Here is a 23,953-nt window from a genome sequence, read left to right on the forward strand (position 1 = left end):
TTTCTAACGAATTTGGAAATTAACAAATAGACAACCCAAGAAAGTCATTTGAGCGGATAGCAGGAATAGATAAACTACAGTACGCTTCTTGAAAATGGTCAAAACCAGTCCGATCGCTTTGAGGTCGATCATCGGGCCAAATACCAAAAAACTCAGTAACGAACCACTGGTAAAAGTGGCAGAGAAAGAGAGCGCAAAAAACGAATCTACGGTGGAGCAAATAGAGACAACTGCTGCCAAGATCATCATTGCCACAATGGAGCTAATCGGCCCTTGCCCTAAGCTCAGAATAATATCCCGAGGAACCCATACCTGAATTGCGGCAGCAACAGCACTGCCCAACACCAAAATCGAACCCAGTTCTCGCATCTCGGCGATCGTGTTATCGAGGAGCAAATGCAAGCGATCGCGAAAAGGTTTCTCAACTACCGAGGTCGTGGGCAATGGCAGCGTCTCTAGCTCAAGGGGGCGATCGGTTTGACCCAGAAAAAATGTACCTGTTTGTGGAAGTTTGGAACCACTTTTTGTTTGAGGCGGACTAGATTTTGGTGTGGGAACGTAAATCGCCAGATTGGGTTGTAATAGAGGTCGCAAATCTTTTTGAACGCTAAAAATTGCACCGACGATGGTAGCGATCGCCAAGGACATTCCGATTCGTAAGACAACGATTTCGGGCTGATCGCGAAAGGCAGTATAGGTAGAAAAAATCACAATCGGATTGATTGTTGGGGCAGCGAGGAGGAACCCAATTGCCACCGAAGCAGGGGCACCCTGCGTAATCAATCGGCGTGCTACTGGAATATTGCCACACTCGCAGACAGGAAACAAAAAACCTGCCAAACTACCAACCAGTGCGCCCAAAACTGGATTTTTAGGGAGGATAGCGATTAGTTTTCTCTCATCTACAAACAAGAGCAACAAACCAGATAAAAGCACCCCCAACATCAAAAAGGGAATTGCCTCCACCAATAGACTTAAAAACAGGGTAAATGCACTGATCAGTTGATTCATGCCCTAAAATCTAAACTCTCCATAATCCTTTATGTAAATCCTGACAATAAATCCTCAGAATAAACCACCAATGTAAAAATTCCGATCTTTCAATTCGTATCGATCTGTCATGTTCTATTCCCTATGCGTTTTGGCTGATAGGTTTTGCGAAGGGATTGTGCGAGATCGGATTGGATGTAAGTTACGATACAGTTAGCCATAAAATCTAGCATTTTGCCCGATCGGCAATCCTTTAAAGGTTCAGAAAATCTTCAGTTAGAAGACACTTGACAAATTATCCTAGGCATCATAACAAGCAAATCGCAGCGATCGCACGTTAAGCCTTTGGCAGGGCAGTATTACAGGAAAGTATTTATGGATGAGCCAGAACTAAAACCAGCCAATCCTGAGCGTAAGTTTGCGCCGCCTCGACTCGATGACTATAGAATTCCACCTCAGCCCAAATCTAACACAGACGATCGCCCGACTCTCAACCCATCCGCTCCAGAAATTGGTGGTGTGGCATCGATCCTAACTGAATTTGATACTGCCTCGCGCTCTGACCTATTTTCTCAAGCTTTGCAAAAGCTGATTCGCTGTCGTAGTGACGTAGTTCCAGATCTGTTAAGGCGTCTAGCGAGTGATGATTTGTCCCTTGCCAAAAAAGCCGCGATCGCGCTGGGTTATCTTCGTTCGCCCCGCGCAATTTCTCCCCTCATTGCTGCCGCTCAAAACCCCGATCGCCAGATTTACCCACAGGCAACCTCTGCCCTAGCTTGGATCGGCAGTTCGGAGGCAATCTCTGCGCTCGTGCAAATGTTACAACATCCCTCAGTGCACGTACAGGCGGCAGCGGCTAAAGCCTTGCATAAAGGTAACTTACCTGCCGTGTCTCCTTTAGTGGATGTACTTAAGCATGGCGATGATTTAGTAAAAATTCAAGCTGCCCACTCACTCGGACAAATCAGTTCGCCCTTAGCGGTCCCAGCTTTGATTGATGCCCTATCGAGTTCCACCCAATCCCTCCGATTTGAAGCAGCCTGGGCATTGGGGCAGATTCGATCGCCCCTCGCGGCTACCCCCTTAGCGATGCGCCTCACAGATAGCGATATCAGCGTGCAGTCCCAAGCCGTGCAAGCCCTTAAGAATTTAGGGCATCCTGCGATCGCCGCGATCGCGGAAATGTTAAATAACCCTGCCAGCCATACCCGTAGCGTCGCAGCCCGTACTTTGGGGCAGATGGGTATAGATGAAGTAATTCCCCTATTGGTCGATCGCCTCAGGGGGGATGAGTTTCCCTATGTGCGTTGTGACGCCGCGATCGCCCTTGGTGAAATTGGTACTTACGAAGCTGTGTTTCATCTATCTCAGGCGGTTCGAGACAGCGATCGGGCTGTTAGAAATGCTGTGGTACGTGCATTGCGACAAATTAATTCGCCCGATGCTCAAGAAGTCCTGAGAACATTAAATCAAACTATCTCAGTGCCTCAGTATTCGGTGTCTAACCAAGACCAATTTACCGATGATTCTGACTTTACAGTTTTGCAGTGAGCCCAAAGAATTTGTTAAGTATATTTACAGATATAATAAATTATCGATCGCGGAACTAATTGCTTAAAAATGGTTCTAAAACAGCGGTGATGGCTAATGGCTAGTAGCAAATAGCATAGGAGTGAGAGTGTGGGACAACAATTGCTGCCGCCGACTTCATCAGATTCACCTACGCATTCATTTCTGAGAAATGTAGGGCGTGTTAGTGTTGGTGCTGCCTTGGCGCTTACTGCTTCAGGCTTAGGCATGTGTTGGTATGGAAGATTTTTTCTCAACGAGCGGCTGTCGCCTCTTTTACAAGCCGAACTTACCAAGTTACTCAAACGACCTGTGCAATTAGGCAAGATTGAGCGCGTCAGTCTCACAGGTCTGCGGTTTGGTCAATCTCAAATCCCCGCCACCGACAAAGAGCCCAATTTTTTAGTTGTTGATGCGATCGATGTGCGTATTGACCCTTGGACTTATTTGCAAAAACGCCAACTGGGTTTGGACGCCGTGGTCAAGAGTCCGCAAGTCTTTTTAAAACAAGATCTCGCCACAGGTAATTTTTTACCCAAAATCACCCCACCTGAAAAACCTTCCGAAGAGGGGTTTATCGATCTGAGAACCGTAAAGTTTGAGGATGGGCAGGTAACGATTCAGGCAGCAGCGACCAAAGAATTTGTTACCCTGACCCAACTACAGTTGCAAAGTGATTGGAAAATCACTGACCTGAGCAATCAGAGTATGAAACTCAGTGGTGGTGGCAGTGTGGTGCTACCGCAGTTTACGAGTACTACCGATACCCCCGATCCCTCGCAGCTACGTCGCGCGATCGATGCAGCTAAAACCGACAAAGGCACAATTGATACAAAAGTAGACTGGGATTTAACGCGAGGGCAGGGAAACATTCAAGTGCGATCGCAAAATCTGCTTGCCTCGTCTTTCCAAAGTTTTCTGGTTAATATCCCCGTATCACCGCAAAAAGGCCAGATTGACAGTGAGATCAATATTGCCATTCGGGCGGGTGACGATACGCCTGATATTCAAGGCTCTGCCAAATTTAAAGATCTCACACTCAGCGTTGCCAATCTCACCAAGCCCTTTACCAACATCTCGGGTAGTGTGGTGTTCGATCGCAAAACCACGACGTTTCAACAAATGGTGGGCAATTTTGGGGCACTTGGTATTAAAGCTGACGGCATCTTCAACAATCAGTCAGGCTTTAATTTAGATTTGGTGCTTCAGCCCACGGATATTGCAGCAGTCTTAAAAGATTTTGATATTAAGTCACTCGTTCCCGTGACAGGAGAGTTGAAAGCCTCTGCCAAGGTTACAGGTACGCTTAATAAGCCTAATGCGATCGCTACGATTAGCTCATCAAATAACGCCAAACCGTTTACGGTCGATCGCGTTGTGTTTAATCAGGTACTAGCCCAGGCTGAGTTAAAAGGGCTAAATCTGATCAAATTCAAAAATATTAAAGCGATCGCGGCTGTTGGCGGAACCATACAGGGTGAAGGGCAAATACAGTTTCCTGTAGAAGGCAAGAAAGACAAAAAACAACCTACAGCCCAACCAGAGCTATTATTTGCCTTTAATGTGGCAGGCGTGACGGCAGAAAATTTTGCGTCTCTCTATAAAACCCAGCTCCCGATTAAGGTGGGCGGACTCACTGCTGCCGTGCAAATTTCAGGGCTACTCAGCAATCCCCAAATCTTGGCACAGTTTGACGCGCCCCAAGCCACCTATCCCGCTAGCGGCGAAGTTCTGATCGCTGACAATGTCGCCACAATTCGCAATACCTCTGTGCTATTTCCCATTGGCGCGATCGCTGTGAGCGGTACTTACAATCTGGCTGGAGGGGCATGGCAGGCACAACTGACCAGTAGCGGCATTCCCATCTCGGCTTTTGCGGCGGGTCAAAAAGGTACGGTCGAGGGCGTCCTCAATCTCAACAGCCCCAGTGGTAGTTTTGCACCTACCAACATTACGGCAAATGCCGATCTGCGTTTGCCTCAAGGCATTGCCGCAATTCCAGATCCGATTACAGCCAATCTGGCTTGGGATGGCAAGAATTTACTGGTTCCAGATCTGCAGGTAGGTGGCTATCTGACCGCACAGGGTAGGGTAAATCTAACTTTTGACGCCCAACAAATTCCCAATGGTATCGCTGGACTCGATCTAGATTTAAATTCGCGCAATGTGAGTGTCAGTCGTCTGGCATCCTTTGTGCCTGCCTTCTCAGGACAGACTTCTGGGGTCGCCAATTTTAATGGTAAGTTAGCTGGTGCGATCGACAATCTCCAGATAGCAGGTGCGCTTCGTCTCGATAATGTCAGCCTTCCTCCCCTAGCGGCAGCTTTCTTAGCCCAGTCGGGCATGATGGGCGTGATTCCCTCTAACGGGGTTCTATCTTTTAATGGCACGATTAATGGCGCGATCGCTTCGCCTAAATTGGCAGGTAGTTTGCGGTTGGCAGGGGTCAAGATCAATCAAATTGAGTTTGATTCCCTCACCTTTAGTGGCGCGATCGATAAAATTGCCAGTGCTTCACAGGTTTCAGGTGATGTGCAACTCAACGGATTAAAGGTGAACCAAGTCGCCTTCGATCCGCGTTTAGCTGGAAAATTGGATTTTGATTTACAGCAGGGCTTAGCTTTAGATATTCGAGGCAACCGCGATCGCATTGCCGCCCGTTTAGATTCGCGCTTTCAACCGCTTGATTTTAGCTTAAGACTAGGCGACGCAACCGCTACGGGTAATCGGGTAGGTGACAATGGTAGACGACTGAATGTCACCGTAAAAGATGTACCCTTGGCGCTGGTGGCTTCGATGCTGGGGCAAGATAATGTGGACGGCAAACTATCGAGTCAGTTGGTGGTTGACTATGGCAATCTTCCCAGTGCGATCGGGGAGATTGTGGTAGAGCGCCCTCGCTTTGGTCGCGTCCTTGCCGATCGTTTGGTCGCTAAGGTGCTCTATACGAATGGAACCTTAGAAATAAAAGATGGAAAGCTACAAGTTAAAGGAATTGGCAGTACGGAATACAAATTTAGCCTAGCTTACAACCCTGCTGCGGATGTCGAACTGCGCGGTCAGGTGGATATCGACCAAGGCAAGGTTCAAGATATTTTAGCGACGTTACAATGGGCTGATTTTAGCGATGTGGCGAGAGGAATCACCTTACCAAAAGCGAGGGCGGTACTCTTACAACCTGTGCGTCCAATTGGGATAGTGGGTGTGCCTTTAAATGCTCAACTGCAATACCTCGCTCAGCTTCAGACTCGCAAGGAACAGCAGGAAACGATCGCTGCCAATAACAACGCCCTTCCACCACTATCTGAGTTTAAAGGACAGATCAATGGAGCGATTCAGTTTTCTAGGTCTAAACAAGATGGTCTGCGAGTTGGCTTTAATCTCGTCGGCAAGCAATTTGAATATGGCAAGTTCGCGGTTGATAACGTAGCCATGAAGGGGCAGTTTCTTAAAAACGTTCTGAGCTTAGAGACCCTAAGGTTACAGTCAGGCAATAGCCTCGGACAGATCACCAATGCCCGCATAGGATTGCTCGAACAAAGCGGGAAAATTGAACTTGTCAACTTCCCGATTGAGGCGTTGCGTCCCCTACCAATTTTCAATACAATTCCCGTCGATATTACAGGAAATGTAAATGGAACGGCAACCATTGCGGGAAATCTATTTAATCCACAGGCTTCGGGTAAGTTGACCCTAGCAGATGCCAGTATCAATCGCCAACCGATCGAATCCGTGGGTGGAGAATTTAACTATAACAACGGTCGCATGAACTTTACCGCCCTGATGCGCGTATCGGGACCAGAAGCCCTAAATATCTCAGGCGATGTGCCACTGCGTCTGCCTTTTGCCCTCGTTAGTCCTGGGAACAAGATTGCTTTAAATATTAATGTTAGAAACGAAGGATTGGGATTTATTAACGTTCTCAATCAGCCTGTACGGTGGGTAAATGGAATTGGAAGTGCTAGTTTAGTGGTAAGGGGAACGACCCGAGCGCCCATTGTGGAAGGAAAAATTCTTCTAGACAAAGCGGTGATTCAAGTGGCAGGTTTACCAGGCGATCTTACCGACGTGCAAGGAGAAGTAACCTTTAGCTCCGATCGCTTCAAGAGCGATCTTAAAGGTAAGTTTAGCGATGGCAACTTAACCGCAAAAGGCGTATTGGCAATAAGCGATCGCGGTCTGATTCAAGCGGGAACTCCAGATTTTGACAATCCTTTACAAGTTACTGCCGAACGCTTGAAATTAAATATTAGGGATATCTCTTCTAATAATTTCAATGGTAAGTTACTTGTGAAAGGAGCAGCGCTCTCCCCTATCTTAAGCGGTGAAATTCTGTTGGCAGATGGTCGCTTTGTGATTACCGATAGGTCTTCTAGTGACAACAATGTCGAAACGGATATTCCAGATGTCAGCTTCGATAGATTGATGGTCAAACTTCAAGACGTGCAGGTCACTCGTGCGCCTTTGTTTAATTTCTTAACGGAAGGAAATCTGGAAGTAAATGGTTCTCTCCGAGATCTTCGCCCCGCTGGTCGGATCAAAGTGACGAGAGGTCAGTTTAATGCCATTTCCGCTAGATTTCGACTCGATCGTTCCTACGATAACTATGCTGAGTTTATTCCATCGCAAGGGTTAAATCCCAACCTCAACGTGCGTGTTGCAGGTTCTGTACCCGAACTTACGCGCATCCCGATCGCGAGCCAAAACCCAATTAATGCATTTAACCCTAACGAAGTCCCCGTCAGTAACTTAGGCTCTCAGAAAACGCTCAAGGTACTGGCGACTGTGACTGGAAATGCAGATAACCCTAACATCAGCCTTACCAGTAGCCCACCTCGAAACCAGAGTGAAATCCTAGCCGACATTGGTGGCGGGGTGCTCCAAGGTGGTGCCGATCCTGCGGCTTCCCTTGCAAATTTGGCTGGAGGCACAATTATCAACTTCCTCCAAGATTCGATTGGAGATGCCTTAAATCTGGCTGAATTTAACCTAACTCCTTCAGTTTCCACTGCCAAAAATGGTGGAGCTACCACCCTAGGTTTAGCAGCAGAAGCCGCAATCGATTTGAGCAACAACTTCTCGGCATCGGTGCGAGCCGTAATTAACGACCCCAGTCAACCTACCACCTATGGCATTCGCTATCGCCTTAACCCCAATACACTAATTCGTGCGAATACCGATTCTCAAGGGAATACTGGTGCGGCGATTGAGTTTGAAGCCCGATTCTAATTATCGCTTCAAGTGCCACTCGATGTTACCCGCATCGTCTTTCGCTTTGACTTCAATTGTTCCAGAATTTCCTTTTGCATCCGTGCCCTTACATTCAAAGGTTTCACCCGCTTTTACCACTTTAAATTTGCCACCGCAGTCTACAGTGCCATCAATGCCCGTTTGAGCTTTTAAAGCATCAACAATCACTTTCTGAGTTTTAGTCAGATCGACAACTCCCTTGGCACTGGCAACCTCCCAATTAACATCCCCTTTGTCGTTGCTTTGCTTGACTGTAACCGTAATTGTGCTGTCTTTCTCGGCTGCTGCGGTGCATTCAAATGAGTCATTGGCTTTAGCCTCGCGTTTTTCAGGACAAGTCACCGATTGCACTGTAATCCCCATTTGGTCTTTGATACCATCCTTGATCGAAGCTTTGAGCTTGTCGATATCCAGTGTTGTAGAACAAGCTGTAACGATTGAGGCAATACCGATCGAAATCCCCACCAAGAATACTGATTTACGCATGAGTTTTGCTGATGTTTTCATTTAGTTGTAGTATGGCTGCTTATCTAGCTAGATCTAACTGAGCAAATAGCTCCCCAAGAAATAATGCAGCAGCTAGATCGGATACGAACTCAAATTATAAAGGGTAAGGCTCTGAAGCTGTGATGAAGAAAGTATAAAGAGTGAGAGCAGGCAGGAAATTTATGAAATTTTCTCGATATCCGATACATTGACATTCATTTTCATCATTCCCAATCGCACAGAAATTTCACTTGAGTCCGCAGAGACCGAGAGAACTTGAGCAACTTTATCTAGTTTGGGAATGCGAATGCGATCGCCGACCTTGGGCAGATAGCGATCGCTGGCTGTAGCTGGCGAATTTTTGGCAGATTTCTGTTCCGAGGGCAGATGGCGCTTGCCGAGTTCTTCCATGCGTTTCTCTGCATGTTGGGCTGTCTGTGCCGACTGATCGCCCTGTTGCAATTTACGAATCACCCTCGCGATTTCTTTTTTTGCCTGCATAATTGCCGCTGTCACTTCCTTCTCTTGATTATTTCGCAATTCTAGGGCATGGGATTTTAGCTGGGTATATTTATCGAGAATTTCATTGTGTAACTTCTCCGTATCCTTTAGGAGTCGAGCTGCCGCTTCAGTGTTTTGATTTTGCTGACGCCGCTGAATTTCTAATTCCGAAATGACCGTATTCAACTCGGCAGAACCATAGCCGACATGCCCTTGAGCTATTCCTAAGATCGTTTCTGGCAAGCCCAATCGCCGCGCGATCGCCAAAGCATTTGACCGACCAGGAATTCCCCAGAGCAATCGATAGGTAGGCGCGAGAGAAGCATCATCAAATTCCACGGAGGCATTCTCAAATTTGGGATTCTGATATTTCAGGGTCTTAAGTTCGCCAAAGTGCGTGGTAGCAATGGTTAAACTCGTGTGATTTGCGAGATGTTCTAATAAAGCCGTAGCGATCGCACTGCCTTCCGATGGGTCAGTCCCCGCCCCTACTTCATCTAAAAGTACGAGGGAATCATGACTGATCGCCGAGAGAATGCGACTAATGCGGCGAATATGCCCTGAAAACGTGGAAAGATTTTGTTGGAGCGATTGCTCGTCGCCAATATCCGCCAGTACCCAATCGAACCAAGGTAGCTCCACAGGTTCTCTCGCAGGAATAAACATTCCCACCTTTGCCATCAAGGCTACCAAGCCAAAGGTTTTCAGCGTGGCAGTTTTACCACCAGTATTGGGGCCAGTGATCACCACAACATGAATCTCTGGGGAGATCAGCACATCCACAGGAACGACTTCTCGTCCTGACTCGTGGTGCTGCTGCCAAACCAACAGAGGATGGCGCAATTGGCGCAGTGTAATCGCAGTTCTATCCCGCGCGGAATTCACATTGGCATTCAAAATAGAATTCCATTGGGGTGGATTTGCTCCGAGCCAATAGGCATAACGAGCGCGGGCGATCGCAAGGTCAATCTTGGTAACAATAATTAATAAGCGCTGTAAGTCTTCTACGACTTCACTAACGCGATCGCTGAGCTGGCGCAAAATTACTTCGATTTCCGTTTGTTCTTGGCGCACCAACTGCCGCAATTTATTATTCAAAGGAACGATCGAGTTGGGTTCCACAAACAAGGTCATGCCCGTACTAGAAGTGTCATGCACCACACCGGGGATTTGGTCTTTTTGTGGCGCTTTCACAGACAACACATAGCGATCGCTGCGTTGGGTAATTACATTCTCTTGCAGGGCATTTTGCCGACGCTGCATGATTCCCTGTAGGCTGTTATAAATCTGGTCGCGCACTTGGCGCAAAGCGAGGCGAATCGTCCCTAATTTCTCGGAAGCTCGATCTAAAACAGCTCCACTCTCGTCAATACAGTTATAAATTTCCTGCTCTATCTCAGGATAGGTGCGAAGTTCGCTGACTAAATCCTGTAAGTTCGGACAACCCTCAGCATTGTCTAAGGTGCGCCGTAGGTTTCGGGCTCCTGCGAGGGTGGTAGCGATCGCCAGCAGTTCCTCTGAGGACAAAATCCCTTGCCGTTCGGCTCGTAGCAACGCAGTGGTGATATCTTGAACGCCCTCAATGGAAACACCACCAATCAACTTGGTTTCGAGAAAATAGGCTTCCTTTGTCTGTGTCAGCAGCTCTAGGCTTTGCTCGTAGGTGTCAGGAATTGGGAGACGGCTCGCCGCGATCGCGCCCAATTTTGTCGAGGCAAACGTCGCCAAGTGCTGACATACCCTTCCCCATTCCAACAATTCTAAAGTTTCTGCCTGCATTCAATCTCAAACGATACCTGTAATATCCGATGTTACCAGATGTTCTGTAGGACTTGCCAAGGCGATCGCTGGGCAAATCTTTTCATGCTGTAAATTTTTGATGATTGATTGTGGCGATCGAAGCAATTCCCAGTGCTTGCCCAGATGTCTAGGGGCAGACACTTAAATATCAGTAATTAGCAAAACCTCATATATGCTAAGATCTATCAAGGCAATCATGCACTCCCTTTAAAAGATGTTATGGCTTTTGTCTGAAGTTTTAGCGTAACAGGTTAAATATATGACTACTGAGCGGCAAAGATATTTACGGAGCTTTATTGGCAGAGAAGTTATTACACTGAATGGAGTTGCGATCGGGAAAGTTCACAAGTTAAATTTAAATATGGATGATGAAATAGAATCATTAGTGATTCTGTCTTCATCTCTTTTCCCAAGTAAGCCTACCTCTCATGAAGTGGTAACATCGATTCCAGCCCTCCTCAAACCCTGAGAGATCGCACGGTTAACATTTTCATCAAGATGATAACAAATCCATTCTGACATTCCTTAGTTCCCTGCTTTGTAGGGCTATGTCGATCGCTCCAATCGCCAAAAATATACCAAAAGCTCAATTCGTTTTGAAATTCCCGATCGCGCATTACAAAAGTTGAGAATTCACAGGCAAAAATTCATCTCTAATCACCCAATCAGGCGAACCGATCGCGTGAAGTTTGCAGGGACTGGTGGAAACTATGATTTAGTCAATCAGAGCTTAATTGAAAACAGCTTGCGATCGTAAAAGGACTAAAAGATGATGAATTGCGATATGAATTGCCCTAAATTTTTATCAATGCATGCAAAATCTATATCCATCGGGCAGCATGTGATTAAGCTCTACGAAATGGGAGCTAGGAACTTTGCAGGCAACAAACTCAGCAACGTTGTATTAGAAAACAGCGATCTTACGGGTGCTAACTTTTCTGATGCCAACCTAAATGGAGCTGATTTCGATTTAGCCGATCTGAGTTCCTGCAATCTCTGTAGTGCCAAGCTCAGAAATGCATCGCTCTGTTTTGCAAATTTGAACAATACCAACTTCAACGGAGCTGACCTACGTGGCGCGAATCTTGGTGGGTGCGACCTAAGGTGTGCCTCCCTCAATGGAGCCAATCTTAGGGGCGCGAATCTCAGTGGGGCAAACCTGCGTGGCGCAAGCTTAGTCTTTACAAACCTATCTGGAGCCGATCTAAGCGGTGCATGTTTGGATGAGGCTGACCTTAGATTTGCTGACTTGCAAGGCACGAACCTAGAGGACATCAGTTATGCCAATGCCGAAATCTCCCATACCATTTTAGAAATTGCGATTTTTTTGAATTTAGACTAAATCTTTACACAGAAATTACCAAAATTTCACCCGATCGGGTGACTTTTAAGCATAGGGTCCTAATGTTAGTCTTAGTCAACATTAAATAGCTGCTAAATCGATTCTCAAAAATATAGGCATGGAAATTCATAATTTAAGTGCTAGCAAGATCGATCTATTTCTCTCTCAGTCTAGATTTTGAGAAAAGAATTTGAGATTTCCGCGATCGCTTTAAATCATGACTTATTCCCATTCCCTTTATGAAGAAATGATATACAAATCAAAAAATTCTCTGAAATCGAGTAAGATTATTGTATTATAAAACACTTTCATAAAAAAATCGCTAAAATCCCAGAAAGGTATTGATTCTAAGATTTATTAGCTGTGCTCGTTCGGGGTTTTGTGTGTAAGTCCTAAATTATTCAAATCATTTTAAAACGTTGTTAGTAGATGGAGAAATATATGAATAGTTCAAAAGGTATTTCACCACCAGCCCCAGCTAAAGTAGATGGCTTAAATGTTGCCAAGCTGTATCGAATTGGGGCCAGAAACTTTACCCATGTCAACTTAAAAAATGCAATCTTGACGGGTTGTAATCTAGAGGGAATTAATTTAGCGTTTACAGATTTGAGAAATGCGCGCTTAGACCTCGCCGATCTCAGTCGCAGTACTTTGAGTGGTGTAAAACTCGAAGGAGCTTCTTTAGGTTTTAGTAATTTAGCCAATACAGACTTGAATGGGGCTGACCTCAGAGGAGCCAACTTAGCAGGAAGCGATCTAAGTCATGCCGATCTCAACGGAGCCGATTTGAGTGGGGCAAATCTCAGAGGTGCCAATCTTGAGGGGACGAGTTTGATCTTGGCAAATTTTGATGGAGCTGATTTAAGTGGCGCTTGCCTAAATGAAGCGAATCTAAGTTTTGCAATTTTCCGTGGAGCCGATCTAGACGATGTGAGTATGGAAAATGTGGAAGTATTTAATACAGTTATAGGCACCTGAATATTTCGATCGCGACGTATGATGACTAGATAGGGACAGTGTTTCCTCTATAATCAATCAATTCACTCATGAAGTTAAACATGGCTATGTCACGCTAGAGATGAATTAAGCATAAGAATTTATATGGAGGAACTAGTACTACTTTGAAAGAGACGGTTTCTCCTTTTATTTCCTTGGTGAACAGGAACAAACAATAAGTTTTGCAGCACTTGGCGATCGCTCTTTAATTCGCTAGGCGGCAACAATTGCTCCTGAAAACAATGCCAACTATGATATTGAGTTGAACACTTATGCACTATTTAATCTTAGCGACAGATTACGATGGAACCTTAGCTACTGGGGGACAGGTATTAGATGCAACATTAGAAGCCCTTAAAAGACTACAAAAAACTGGACGAAAGCTAATTCTAGTAACAGGAAGGCAACTGGACGATCTCTGTCAGGTATTTCCTGAAGTTAACCTATTTGATTGTGTCATAAGTGAGAATGGTGCGGCATTATACTTTCCTTCAACTTGCGAAGAATTCTTGCTAGGCAGTCTGCCCCCCGAGAGCTTTGTGCAGGAATTGCGATCGCGGGATATCCATCCACTCTCGGTCGGAAAAGTTATTGTAGCGACTTGGGAACCCCATGAAGTAGAGATTCTTACTGTAATTCGCGAACTGGGCTTAGACTTACAGGTCATCTTTAATAAAGGTGCGGTCATGGTTCTGCCAGCAGGAGTCAATAAAGCTTCAGGACTAGTTGCAGCTCTAAGCCGAATGAGTCTATCGGTTCATAATACAGTAGCGATCGGGGATGCCGAGAATGACCTTGCGTTTCTGAAATTGAGCGAGTTTTCGGTAGCAGTAGATAATGCACTACCATCGGTAAAGAGTGAAGTAGATTGGGTAACTTTAGGAAGTCGAGGAGATGGCGTAATTGAATTAATCGACCGATTACTCAAAGAAGATTTACAGGAATCGTTGCTTTTGCCAGAGCGACATAACATCTTATTGGGAAGACTCAACACGGATCGAGATGTTTACATCCAACCACTTAACCGAAACATTTTACTGGCAGGTACTTCTGGTGGGGGGAAATCAACGCTAGCGACAGGAATGCTAGAGAGGTTTATGGAGAAAGGCTATCAGTTTTGTATCATCGATCCCGAAGGGGATTATCAAAACTTTGATGGCACGATCGTATTGGGAAATATTCAACAGATTCCTAATCCAACTGAAGTCTTGGCAATTTTGAGTAAGCCAGAACAAAATCTAGTAGTCAATCTCATGGGAGTAAAAGCCGACGATCGCCCCTCATTTCTGGCTCAACTGCTGCCTTCTTTATTAGAAATGCGCGTGCGAACTGGAAGACCCCATTGGATTGCGATCGACGAGGTACATCATATGTTCCCTTCGTCTTGGAATGCTGCGGTCACCTTGCCGCAATCTGTAAATGGCATTTTGATGATTACAGTTCATCCCGAGCATGTGGCAGCTTCAGCCTTAGCTTTAGTTGATACGATTATTGCTGTCAAGACACCTATGCAAACAATTGCGGATTTTTGCAAAGCTGTAGGACATAAACTACCGACTGATGCACTACCAGCCGAACTTGCATCTGGAGAGGGAGTTGCTTGGTTTTTGAAAACTGAAGAGCAGCCTTTCCAATTCCAGGTGATTCCTCCTCGCCAAGAGCGACAAAGACATATGCGAACCTATGCTGAAGGTATACTGGGCAACGATCGCTGCTTTTATTTTAGGGGTGAAGACGAACAATTAAATTTAAAAGCACAAAATCTAACGATGTTTATCCAGCTAGCGGCGGGAGTTGACGATCTCACTTGGTTACATCATTTACATCGTCAAGATTACTCGACTTGGCTCCAAAATGCGATTAAAGATGAAACCTTAGCAGAAGAGGTAAGCCAAGTTGAGAGAACTACAGATATTACACCTGCTGAAAGTCGCGATCGCATTACATCGGCAATCGAGAAACGTTATACCTTACCTGCTTAAAGGAGGGAACTTGATTACGAGGCATAAAAACTATTATTTGGTGATTAACTAACAGGACTTGGTACAAGACGTTGAATATCCTCTATTAAACCAACAATCTTTTGCGGGATTAGTTTCTTTGAAACTGCCTCTTTAGCTAATGCAGTTCCCAATTCAGGCTTACTAATAGGGCCACTAGACTTTTCTTCTACAAGTTTTTCAATTTCTTTAGAAAATTTCTTGTCGCCACGAATAGGAGCAATATCTTCAGTCTTCCATTGTTGCCCCTCAACTATTTGTGGATGGTTACAATTTAGAACTGATACCCAGAGACTGTCATCAAACAAATCCTCTAGTTCAACAGATCCAAGAAAAAATAATTCCTCTCCTAAAATTAAACTATGTTTTTGCTTAATCGCTACAGCATCGCCATCTAACTTTAGTGCGGGATTTTGCCGACAGTCACTATCAAGAACACATACAACCCTTCTGTTCCCCTTCTTTAGAAGCTTAGCCAGATCAAGAGCTTGCTTATTATCTTGACCATTAATTGCATAGATACCACTGAGACGAAGTGAAAATCCAGTTACAGAAGCATAAAGTATATCGAACACATTTATTTCTGTTTGTCCTTCAAAAACAAGCATCAGTCTCTCATTAAACAATGCACTGTTACGTACTCCAAGTGAAGTAAGCACCCTTTCAATGGTTTCTGTCTCAGCGTTACCATCTTCAAATCTCCACGGAACAATTGGTGGTGTATCAAAGAATGTCAGACTATGTATAGGCAATGTATCCATTAAATTCAATGAGTGTGTAGCAACTAAAACTTGACAAGCGTTGAAATCTGCTAATTTTTGTAGTAGGTGACTAACCAAGTGTTGAGCTTGATAGTCTAGATTTACATCTGGCTCATCAAACAAAGCTAGGATAGAAGTCTGTTCGTCGTCGGTAGACTCAGTAGCAGACAAGTTATCCGTTAGCATTGTCTGCTGCCACCGAAAGATTCCTAAAGACATTTCACGCTTTTTCCCAGAACCTATTCGACTCCAGTCAATTGGACGTCCATTTTCTTGAGTTATTTTAACTTCACTAACAGTTAAGTTAGAGAACGAATTTTCACCAATTTCAACACTAATGTTTTTGACAGTAGTACAGTGCTCTTTAAGAGCAGGCAGTAGCTGATTTACCGCTTGCTCATTAAGCTTCTCTTGAGCTGTTGTTGTGATTGAAAGTATGGATTCTTTATGACTATTTAAAAGATTCTCTTTAAAGTGTGACTCCAAAGTGCTTTTAATCACTTTGTCTGGTTCAATATTACTGATAGTTTGATAAAGATGGATTTTAGGAAATCTTTTGGATACTTCAAGTGGTAATGCCCTCCAACCAAGACTTTTAGGGAGAGAATTTCTATGATTTGTTAACGCAGTGGTAAAAGTAATTTTTTGGGATTTTGCTCCTTGTGGATCCAAGCTGTAAAGTTGACAAAGTTCTTTTAACGCATTTAGGTTCAAAGATTCAAAATCATCATCTAAACTCTCATCTCCAACACACTCATCCTCAAGTTGACGTTTGATGGTTCCATCAGAAGAATAAACAGCACGAATATGATATTTATTATCATCTCTGTCAACTAGTCTTATCCGAACTTCTAACTCATCTACTCTTTTCGCTTGATCATCTTCGCTATCTAGCCATCTACAATCTTCTTGTGAAAATGTATCTTTTAAATCTAGCGTTTTTTGGATAGCATATAGAAGTGAAGATTTACCACCATCATTCTTACCAATTAAAATTGAAAACTTTTGGAAAGGGATTTCACCACTATCTTGAAAACATCGAAAGTTAATTAGCCGAACTGATGATAGCTTCATTTTTTACTTCTTCAGCTTAATACAATTTTTGTGAATTATTGATTAATTGACAGTAACTCAAAAATCTAAATTTTTTGGGAGTATTAACAAAAATTAAGGCTTATGGGCATGAAATATGAGAAATAAAGCATTTAATTGGAAATGTAGATAAACAGTCATACAATCTGAATTCAGATTATATGACTTAGCTCACAAAGCTGAATATATTCATAGTTAAGAGAGAATTTTCAAAATATCGATCAGGTTTGCATTTGCTTCTCATCTTGCAGAGAATGGATTCCATTGAGAGACTCTTCGAGCTGCGATCGCTCTAGGGGGTGATGCTTTTGCTTATAGTCGAGCGCTGCTTGCACGAGTCCTTGGAATAATGGATGGGGCGTACTTGGGCGCGACTGGAACTCAGGATGGAACTGCGTGGCAATGAAGTAAGGATGATCGGGTAGCTCGATCATTTCCACCAGTCTGCCATCAGGCGAGGTTCCACTGACCATATAACCAGACTCTAGGAATAGCGTGCGATAGGCATTGTTGAACTCATAGCGATGGCGATGGCGTTCGTAGATGACTGAATCTTGATAGAGGCGACTCGCTAGCGTATTCGGTACGACACGACAAGCATAGAGTCCTAACCGCATGGTTCCACCCAAATCCACAACATCATGCTGTTCGGGTAGCAGGTGAATTACTGGATTATTCGTATCGGGATTAAACTCGGAACTATTGGCATCCTCTAAGTGAGCGACATTTCTACCCCAATCAATTACGGCGCATTGCATGCCCAAACAGAGTCCCAAAAATGGAATCTTTTGCTCGCGTCCATAGGCAACCGTGGCAACCTTTCCATCCACGCCGCGAATCCCAAATCCCCCTGGTACGACGATCGCATCCACATCTTGCAGGAACCTTTCAGCCCCAAAGGTTTCCACATCCTCAGAGTTAATCCAGCGCACGTTCACAGCACTATTGAGGGACACTGCTGCATGGCGTAGGGACTCAATTACAGAGAGATAGGCATCCGTAAGACGAACGTACTTCCCGACGATCGCAACTTCAACCGTATGTTCGGGACGATAGAGACGATCTACCAGGACTTGCCAATTGCGCAGATCGGGCTGACGCTGTTCCATACCCAAGAGATTGAGCACCTGCTCCGCCAATCCTTCGCGTTCGAGAATTAAGGGAACTTCGTAAATCGTTTTGGCATCCTGCCCCGTAATCACGCATTCTGGGGAAACGTTACAAAATTCTGCCACTTTATCTTTGAGACCTTGCGACAGGGGGCGATCGCTGCGGCAAACCAAGATATCCGCTTGAATCCCAATCGACTGAAGTTCTTTCACAGAGTGCTGCGTGGGTTTGGTTTTCATCTCTCCAGCCGAGGCGATCCAAGGCATCAGCGTCACGTGCATGTAAAGAACATTCTTGCGCCCCACATCCTTGCGAAACTGCCGAATCGCTTCTACAAAGGGCAGCGATTCAATATCCCCGACCGTACCGCCAATTTCGGTAATCACAAAATCAGGGTTGGTGTTAGTCGCAACGCGGCGAATTCTCTCTTTAATTTCGTTGGTGATGTGGGGAATCACCTGTACCGTGCCCCCCTGATAATCGCCGCGCCGTTCTTTATTAATTACGGCTTGGTAAATTGCCCCCGTGGTGACATTATTGAGCTTTGACATGGCAGTGTCGGTAAAGCGCTCGTAGTGCCCCAGATCGAGGTCAGTCTCTGCCCCATCTTCGGTGACAAAAACCTCTCCATGCTGAAACGGACTCATCGTCCCAGGATCGACATTGATATAGGGGTCGAGCTTTAAAATCGATACAGAATAGCCTCTAGACTTGAGCAGCCTGCCTAAACTAGCCGCCACAATGCCTTTACCGATGCTGGAGACGACTCCGCCCGTTACAAATACAAATTTTGTCATGACAATTTTGCAACCCCGATCGACACAAATAAATTTTTTGTTCTAGCGACTATTTGAGAAATCTGCGATCGCCCTATTCTATACGGGCATCCGCATTGTAGGGGCAATTCATGAATTGCCCCTACAATGCTAGGCTGAGGAAGATCAGCCTCAATTAACCGTTAATCTTGCCAAATTTTTGCTAAGACATCTTGAGGAGCGATCGCAGCGATCGGTTTTCCTTCAGGAGCTTTGACAAATTTAATTTTAGGATCGTTCAGAGGCAAGAGCTTTTCTGGCGAAGTGGGCCCAAACAAAGCCACCAGAGCCGTTCCCACGGCCACACCCAGATGCATAGGCGCACTATCCGTACAAAGCAGCAAATTTGCAGCAGCAATGACAGCGGCAAGTTTACCGATATCTGGGGGTGAAATCACCAAGGCTTTGGGGAGCTTTGCCGTAAGTTTACTGACCAACTCAGCATCCTCAGGCCCTTTGAGAATCACAATCGGTAACTTGGGCAGTTTCTCTTGGATATCTTGAGCGATCGTCACCCAACTCTCCACAGGATAAATTTTATCAATGCCCTTTTTGATCGCTAAGGCACTCGAACCACCATGAATCAAAATGTAGCCATTGGCAATCCCCAGACGCTTTTGCTCGTTGGTTGCCCAGTCGATATCGGTTTTGGCGACATTAATTTTAATCGGCGGGCAGGGGACGTTAATATCAAAACCTTTAAGCAGGTCGTGATACATGGCAGCCGCATACTGATTGGTATTTAGGGGAACCGCTTGGGTCAGTAAATAATCGCCCTGTCCTGCAAAGGAAACTCGCTGCGGGATGCCCGTCAACCACAATAAAAATCTCACAGAAAACCGTTGCCCCAGAGAGACAACGGCGTTGTACTCCTGATCGCGAATGATGCCGAGCAAGTTGCCAAAATCCGCCAGACTATTGCGGTCTTTATAATCGAACGTTAAAACTTTCCTGACTGAGGGACAAACCTTGTATGCACCAATCACACGCGGCTCGACCACAACATCGATCGCAGCTTGAGGATATTGCTGTTTAAGGGTTTCTAGAGTAGGGAAAAATAGCAATTGATCGCCAACTCCACCCGGAACTAATGCCAGCACTCGCATCATGTTTTTTGTTGCATCTCTAAAGACCTAAGTAATGATACCTCAATCGGTATAGGCGATTTAGGGTTAGAAAATACACAAATGCTAAATTTCCCAGTTTCCTAACTGCTCCAAACTATAATTATGAGTAAGACTCATGAGATAAAGCTTTGTCCCAGTTTCAGTTTGATTCCATAACCGATGCCCTAAGCGATCTAAAAGCGGGCAAATTAATTGTTGTCGTAGATGACGAAAATCGCGAAAATGAAGGCGATCTAATCGGGGCAGCGCAGTTTGCCACGCCCGATATGGTCAACTTCATGGCTGTGTATGCGCGGGGTTTGATTTGCCTTGCCATGACAGGCGATCGCCTCGATCGGTTAGATTTACCCTTGATGGTCGATCGCAACACCGATAGCCAACAAACAGCATTTACGGTCAGCATTGACGCTGCTGTGGGCACTAGTACGGGTATCTCCGCCGAAGACCGATCTCGCACGATTCAAGTAGCGATTCATCCCGAGACGCGCCCGAATAGCTTGCGCCGACCGGGGCATATTTTTCCTCTGCGCGCCAAACAGGGTGGGGTGCTCAAACGGGCTGGTCATACCGAAGCCGCCGTCGATCTAGCCCGAATGGCGGGGCTTTACCCTGCGGGCGTGATCTGCGAAATTCAAAATGATAATGGCTCGATGGCACGGTTGCCCGAATTGATCCTGTATGCCAAACGCCACAATCTCAAATTAATTAGTATCGCCGACCTAATTAGCTATCGGCTAGAGCACGAGCGCTTTGTACATCGCGAATCGATCGCCACCCTGCCCTCTTTATTCGGTGACTTTAAGGTATATGCCTATCGCAATAGCCTAGACAATACCGAGCATTTGGCGATCGTCAAAGGCAATCCCAGTGAGTTTCGCGATCGCGAAGTCATCGTACGCGTACATTCCGAGTGCCTGACAGGGGATGCCTTGGGATCTTTGCGCTGTGACTGTCGATCGCAATTGCAGAGCGCGCTCAAAATGATTGAATACAATGACTCTGGCGTGGTGATTTACCTGCGCCAAGAAGGGCGAGGCATTGGTCTGATTAATAAAATCAAAGCCTATTCTTTGCAGGATCAGGGGTTTGACACCGTGGAGGCAAATGAAAAGCTAGGGTTTGCCCCCGATCTGCGTACCTATGGTGTCGGCGCTCAGATTTTGCATGACCTAGGTGTGCGAAAAATGCGCCTGATTACCAACAATCCCCGTAAAATCGCAGGCTTAAAAGGTTTCGGCATCGAAGTTGTGGGACGTTTACCTTTACTGATTGAGACCAACGAATATAACTTCCGCTACTTGGAAACCAAGGCAGAAAAAATGGGGCATTTGCTCTTGCAAACCAAGCTAATAACTTTATGGATTCGTTGGGAAGCAAAAGCCGATCTGGCTACGGGTTTAGATAAATTGCGATCGCTGGCTAGTGATGCCGATCTGCTTTTACAAGAAGCAACTTCAAGTCCTTTTCCCGAAAAGTTTACAGCACCATCATCCGCAGACCAAGCAACCACGATCGTGCATTTAGGTTTCGATCAGGCAAATATGGAAGTGGGAGCATGGTACAGCCAGCCCGATCATCCCTACCGCCAAGCGGTGGCAACCCTGTTACAACAAATCAGCCAATGGCTTCCCGTTCAGGAGTTACGCTTTTTTATTGACTCGGAAGGCGATCGGCAATTTTTAGATACAGAAATCGCAAGCTTAGATTCCAAAAATCGGGCAGCTTGGCAGTTAGGTGAGATTTATCGACTAGGTTAGATGGAAACAATTAAACATAGAATAGAGACAGCCGTAACGCATCAAATCCTTAGCTACTAAGCACTATGGGCATTGAACCACAAGTGTAAGTATTACAAAAATATGCCATGAGTTAAAGGAACTAAGTATGTCTTTTGGAAGCTACAGAACAATTGGTGCAGTCGTTAAAGAGTTTCAGATTACCTATACTGAAGCTGACTTTATCCAAGCCCTGCCATTCGCAGTTTCTGACTACTTTCGCGAAGATCTGCAACTGATGATGCGCGAAGGTGTGGTCGATAATTCTGAATTTGCGATCTGCGAGAATCTCATCTATCCGATGCTTAAGGAAGTTTGGAAACATTATCGCAGCAAGTTTTTGTTGTGGAGCCATCAGTCTCTTAACTACGATGAGAAACTATCGGGCTTTCCTGAATATATTCTCGCAAGGCGATCGCCTCTAGGCAAAGTCGTATTCGATCGCCCTTATCTCATGCTAGTGGAAGCAAAGCAAGATAATTTTGAGGCAGCATGGGGACAATGTATCGCCGAGATGATTGCTGCCCAAGGTTTAAATGCTGACCTAGATGTAATCGTATTTGGGATTGCTTCTAACGGTAGCTTTTGGCAATTTGGCAAGCTGGAACAGAAAATTTTCACAAAAAATATTGCCCCTTTCACCATGTATGACCTCGACAAATTAGCGGCTGCGGTAAATTATATTTTTAGCCAATGTGAGGCACAGTTAGAGCGCGTTAGCGATCGCTTAGCTGCGTAAAAAGAATTCTACTCCTGTCATGGGATCTTCTAGCCCAGAGCAGTTTAGCCGCGAAGTTCATCCAATTCCGAATCAAGATTTTTGAGAATAGCAACAAAAATATGGGCAAATCGTTAACCCGACTTGCCCGTTAGACCTTGCCGATCTAAATTTTATTGCGACGACGATCTTGCCATTCTAAAAAGGTGAGATAAATCACGCCAGCTGTGACGAGAAATAACAGCACAAAAGCAAGCCAGAAGAAGACACTGATGATTGCAGTTTCAGACATCTCTTTTTATTGTTCTTAGTTGTCGTTTTACTGTTGTTAACCTAGCAACTACATGCCATTCCGACCCCAAACCACAAAAGCGATCGAGAGCGTGAACATGCCCAAAAGAGCGACCCAGCCTAATGTCAAGATATCCATGAAAAATTACTGTGCTTACATGTAAGTGTACTGAGTCTCATCATACGCTTTGGTGTTGCCCACAGACAATAGATAACATTTGCTGTGCTGTAAGGGTAGGATTTTCAGCTTGCATGAGCGATCGCACGACCGCCACACGACGCGCACCCGCATTGACCACCTCGGCAAGATTATCGGCATCAATGCCCCCGATCGCGTACCAAGGCATTTCTTTCTGGTCTAATTTTTGGGAAGCATAGCGCACGTAATCAAAGCCTGCCGCTGCCTTACCTGGTTTCGTAGGAGTGGCATGAACGGGCCCAACGCCCACATAGTCTGCCTTAGCTTCGATCGCCCGTTGTAATTCATCAGGATTAGTGGTGGACTGCCCAATAATTAAATCTTTGCCTAAAATCGACCTTGCGATCGCCACGGGCATATCCTGCTGCCCCAAATGCACCCCATCGGCTCCCACCGCTAGAGCAATATCCACCCGATCGTTGACCAGAAAGAGCGCGTTGTATTGATGGCAAATCTGGCAAAGTTGTTGGGCGATCGCGACTCTGGCGCCATCATCTTCATCTTTTTGGCGATATTGCACGATCTTGACCCCGCCCTGCAAAGCCGCTTCTACGGTTTCGCGGAGGCGATCGCTGGGCATCGTTACCAAATACAAATGGGCATCCTGCAATTTCTGGAGGCGATCCTCTTTAGAATCAGTGGGATCGAGCGCGAGAGTCTGGCTTTCTAAGGTGTAAACCTGATAGCGCATTTGCTTAAAAGCCGCCCCCATTTGAGGATCGTAAACCTTGCCATATTCTTCTAAGACCCGCATGGCTTCTTGCAGGCGGCAAAAATTTGCTCTGAGCACGACTTGGATGTTACTGCGTCGCTCCTCATTGTCATGGCTTAGGGCTGTCCCAACATCGGCAGGGGTGTCTCTGGCTTGACGCAGTTCGTCAACGTGCCAAATTGCCAGAGCTTGACGTAGTTGCTTGCACCGATTCGATAATTCAGCGCTTTCCAGCCCAAATCGACACCACTCTTCAATGACGCGTAGGGCTTCACGGCTGCGATCGAGGTTGGCATCGAGAATGCGGCTCAAAATCCGCTGGGATTGAGTTTGAAGGCTGTTTTGAGAGAAATTCTGTTCCGCCAAATGTATCACCACTATTTAGGTATCTTGACTTATTGGGTTATTATTCTGAAGGT

Annotated in this window: 18 protein-coding genes; 8 read left to right on the top strand and 10 right to left on the bottom strand. The window is 45.5% G+C overall.

What is annotated here, in order from left to right:
- Nucleotides 1-3: 3 nt before the first annotated feature.
- Nucleotides 4-1,011: a permease gene (locus ACP2WE_RS14205; protein WP_425216201.1), complete on the bottom strand. Its 1,008-nt coding sequence runs from the start codon at nucleotides 1,009-1,011 to the stop codon at nucleotides 4-6.
- Between the two features lie 354 nt (nucleotides 1,012-1,365).
- On the opposite strand from ACP2WE_RS14205, the gene ACP2WE_RS14210 reads away from it, so the two are divergent.
- The gene (locus tag ACP2WE_RS14210) at nucleotides 1,366-2,541 is read left to right on the top strand and encodes a HEAT repeat domain-containing protein (protein ID WP_425216202.1); all 1,176 of its coding nucleotides are present in this window, start codon (nucleotides 1,366-1,368) and stop codon (nucleotides 2,539-2,541) included.
- A 129-nt stretch (nucleotides 2,542-2,670) separates the two neighbouring features.
- Entirely contained in the window at nucleotides 2,671-7,788 is a 5,118-nt protein-coding gene (locus ACP2WE_RS14215; protein WP_425216203.1) for a translocation/assembly module TamB domain-containing protein, read from the top strand.
- On the opposite strand, the gene ACP2WE_RS14220 is transcribed toward ACP2WE_RS14215, so the two are convergent.
- From ACP2WE_RS14220 to ACP2WE_RS14230, 3 genes are all read right to left on the bottom strand, one after another.
- Entirely contained in the window at nucleotides 7,789-8,295 is a 507-nt protein-coding gene (locus ACP2WE_RS14220) for a DUF4333 domain-containing protein (RefSeq protein ID WP_425216204.1), read from the bottom strand.
- Between the two features lie 180 nt (nucleotides 8,296-8,475).
- Nucleotides 8,476-10,575 carry an endonuclease MutS2 gene (locus ACP2WE_RS14225; RefSeq protein WP_425216205.1) on the bottom strand — a complete coding sequence of 700 codons (2,100 nt, stop codon included), beginning with the start codon at nucleotides 10,573-10,575 and terminating at the stop codon, nucleotides 8,476-8,478.
- Nucleotides 10,576-10,581: 6 nt separating this feature from the next.
- A complete protein-coding gene (locus ACP2WE_RS14230) occupies nucleotides 10,582-10,737 on the bottom strand; it encodes a hypothetical protein (protein ID WP_425216206.1) in 156 nt (51 codons plus the stop codon).
- A 118-nt stretch (nucleotides 10,738-10,855) separates the two neighbouring features.
- Here ACP2WE_RS14230 and ACP2WE_RS14235 point away from each other — a divergent pair, with 118 nt between their 5' ends.
- From ACP2WE_RS14235 to ACP2WE_RS14250, 4 genes are all read left to right on the top strand, one after another.
- Nucleotides 10,856-11,065 (top strand): PRC-barrel domain-containing protein, encoded by a 210-nt coding sequence (locus tag ACP2WE_RS14235; protein ID WP_425216207.1) that lies wholly within the window; start codon nucleotides 10,856-10,858, stop codon nucleotides 11,063-11,065.
- Nucleotides 11,066-11,404: 339 nt separating this feature from the next.
- Nucleotides 11,405-11,938, top strand: a complete 534-nt coding sequence (locus tag ACP2WE_RS14240; RefSeq protein ID WP_425216208.1) for a pentapeptide repeat-containing protein — start codon at nucleotides 11,405-11,407, stop codon at nucleotides 11,936-11,938.
- Between the two features lie 441 nt (nucleotides 11,939-12,379).
- Nucleotides 12,380-12,916 (top strand): pentapeptide repeat-containing protein, encoded by a 537-nt coding sequence (locus ACP2WE_RS14245; RefSeq protein ID WP_425216209.1) that lies wholly within the window; start codon nucleotides 12,380-12,382, stop codon nucleotides 12,914-12,916.
- 290 nt (nucleotides 12,917-13,206) lie between these two features.
- Entirely contained in the window at nucleotides 13,207-14,916 is a 1,710-nt protein-coding gene (locus ACP2WE_RS14250) for an HAD-IIB family hydrolase (RefSeq protein ID WP_425216210.1), read from the top strand.
- A gap of 44 nt (nucleotides 14,917-14,960) precedes the next feature.
- Here ACP2WE_RS14250 and ACP2WE_RS14255 read toward each other — a convergent pair whose 3' ends face one another.
- The 3 genes from ACP2WE_RS14255 to ACP2WE_RS14265 form a co-directional block, all read right to left on the bottom strand.
- Nucleotides 14,961-16,769: an ATP-dependent nuclease gene (locus tag ACP2WE_RS14255; RefSeq protein WP_425216211.1), complete on the bottom strand. Its 1,809-nt coding sequence runs from the start codon at nucleotides 16,767-16,769 to the stop codon at nucleotides 14,961-14,963.
- A 239-nt stretch (nucleotides 16,770-17,008) separates the two neighbouring features.
- Nucleotides 17,009-18,694 carry a CTP synthase gene (pyrG, locus tag ACP2WE_RS14260; protein WP_425216212.1) on the bottom strand — a complete coding sequence of 562 codons (1,686 nt, stop codon included), beginning with the start codon at nucleotides 18,692-18,694 and terminating at the stop codon, nucleotides 17,009-17,011.
- Between the two features lie 161 nt (nucleotides 18,695-18,855).
- On the bottom strand, nucleotides 18,856-19,818 hold the full coding sequence (locus tag ACP2WE_RS14265; protein WP_425216265.1) for a glycosyltransferase family 9 protein: 963 nt from the start codon (nucleotides 19,816-19,818) through the stop codon (nucleotides 18,856-18,858).
- Nucleotides 19,819-19,967: 149 nt separating this feature from the next.
- Here ACP2WE_RS14265 and ribBA point away from each other — a divergent pair, with 149 nt between their 5' ends.
- Both ribBA and ACP2WE_RS14275 read left to right on the top strand, forming a co-directional pair.
- Complete coding sequence (gene ribBA / locus ACP2WE_RS14270; RefSeq protein ID WP_425216213.1) at nucleotides 19,968-21,596, top strand: bifunctional 3,4-dihydroxy-2-butanone-4-phosphate synthase/GTP cyclohydrolase II; 1,629 nt, start codon at nucleotides 19,968-19,970, stop codon at nucleotides 21,594-21,596.
- Between the two features lie 127 nt (nucleotides 21,597-21,723).
- Nucleotides 21,724-22,353 (top strand): hypothetical protein, encoded by a 630-nt coding sequence (locus tag ACP2WE_RS14275; RefSeq protein WP_425216214.1) that lies wholly within the window; start codon nucleotides 21,724-21,726, stop codon nucleotides 22,351-22,353.
- Between the two features lie 145 nt (nucleotides 22,354-22,498).
- Here ACP2WE_RS14275 and ACP2WE_RS14280 read toward each other — a convergent pair whose 3' ends face one another.
- The 3 genes from ACP2WE_RS14280 to ACP2WE_RS14290 are packed head-to-tail and all read right to left on the bottom strand — an operon-like array spanning nucleotide 22,499 to nucleotide 23,912.
- The gene (locus tag ACP2WE_RS14280) at nucleotides 22,499-22,624 is read right to left on the bottom strand and encodes a hypothetical protein (RefSeq protein WP_425216215.1); all 126 of its coding nucleotides are present in this window, start codon (nucleotides 22,622-22,624) and stop codon (nucleotides 22,499-22,501) included.
- A gap of 48 nt (nucleotides 22,625-22,672) precedes the next feature.
- Nucleotides 22,673-22,762 carry a cytochrome b6-f complex subunit PetN gene (gene petN, locus ACP2WE_RS14285; protein WP_330485576.1) on the bottom strand — a complete coding sequence of 30 codons (90 nt, stop codon included), beginning with the start codon at nucleotides 22,760-22,762 and terminating at the stop codon, nucleotides 22,673-22,675.
- Between the two features lie 40 nt (nucleotides 22,763-22,802).
- Nucleotides 22,803-23,912: a thiamine phosphate synthase gene (locus ACP2WE_RS14290; RefSeq protein WP_425216216.1), complete on the bottom strand. Its 1,110-nt coding sequence runs from the start codon at nucleotides 23,910-23,912 to the stop codon at nucleotides 22,803-22,805.
- Between the last annotated feature and the right edge of the window lie 41 nt (nucleotides 23,913-23,953).

Source organism: Tumidithrix helvetica PCC 7403 (assembly GCF_965232925.1).
Taxonomy (GTDB): domain Bacteria; phylum Cyanobacteriota; class Cyanobacteriia; order Pseudanabaenales; family Pseudanabaenaceae; genus Tumidithrix; species Tumidithrix helvetica.

Coding starts and splice junctions, on each gene's coding strand:
- ACP2WE_RS14205 (WP_425216201.1), bottom strand. CDS start 1,011: ATGAATCAACTGATCAGTGCATTTACCCTGTTTTTAAGTCTATTGGTG.
- ACP2WE_RS14210 (WP_425216202.1), top strand. CDS start 1,366: ATGGATGAGCCAGAACTAAAACCAGCCAATCCTGAGCGTAAGTTTGCG.
- ACP2WE_RS14220 (WP_425216204.1), bottom strand. CDS start 8,295: ATGCGTAAATCAGTATTCTTGGTGGGGATTTCGATCGGTATTGCCTCA.
- ACP2WE_RS14225 (WP_425216205.1), bottom strand. CDS start 10,575: ATGCAGGCAGAAACTTTAGAATTGTTGGAATGGGGAAGGGTATGTCAG.
- ACP2WE_RS14235 (WP_425216207.1), top strand. CDS start 10,856: ATGACTACTGAGCGGCAAAGATATTTACGGAGCTTTATTGGCAGAGAA.
- ACP2WE_RS14240 (WP_425216208.1), top strand. CDS start 11,405: ATGCATGCAAAATCTATATCCATCGGGCAGCATGTGATTAAGCTCTAC.
- ACP2WE_RS14245 (WP_425216209.1), top strand. CDS start 12,380: ATGAATAGTTCAAAAGGTATTTCACCACCAGCCCCAGCTAAAGTAGAT.
- ACP2WE_RS14250 (WP_425216210.1), top strand. CDS start 13,207: ATGCACTATTTAATCTTAGCGACAGATTACGATGGAACCTTAGCTACT.
- ACP2WE_RS14255 (WP_425216211.1), bottom strand. CDS start 16,769: ATGAAGCTATCATCAGTTCGGCTAATTAACTTTCGATGTTTTCAAGAT.
- pyrG (WP_425216212.1), bottom strand. CDS start 18,694: ATGACAAAATTTGTATTTGTAACGGGCGGAGTCGTCTCCAGCATCGGT.
- ACP2WE_RS14265 (WP_425216265.1), bottom strand. CDS start 19,818: ATGCGAGTGCTGGCATTAGTTCCGGGTGGAGTTGGCGATCAATTGCTA.
- ACP2WE_RS14275 (WP_425216214.1), top strand. CDS start 21,724: ATGTCTTTTGGAAGCTACAGAACAATTGGTGCAGTCGTTAAAGAGTTT.
- ACP2WE_RS14280 (WP_425216215.1), bottom strand. CDS start 22,624: ATGTCTGAAACTGCAATCATCAGTGTCTTCTTCTGGCTTGCTTTTGTG.
- petN (WP_330485576.1), bottom strand. CDS start 22,762: ATGGATATCTTGACATTAGGCTGGGTCGCTCTTTTGGGCATGTTCACG.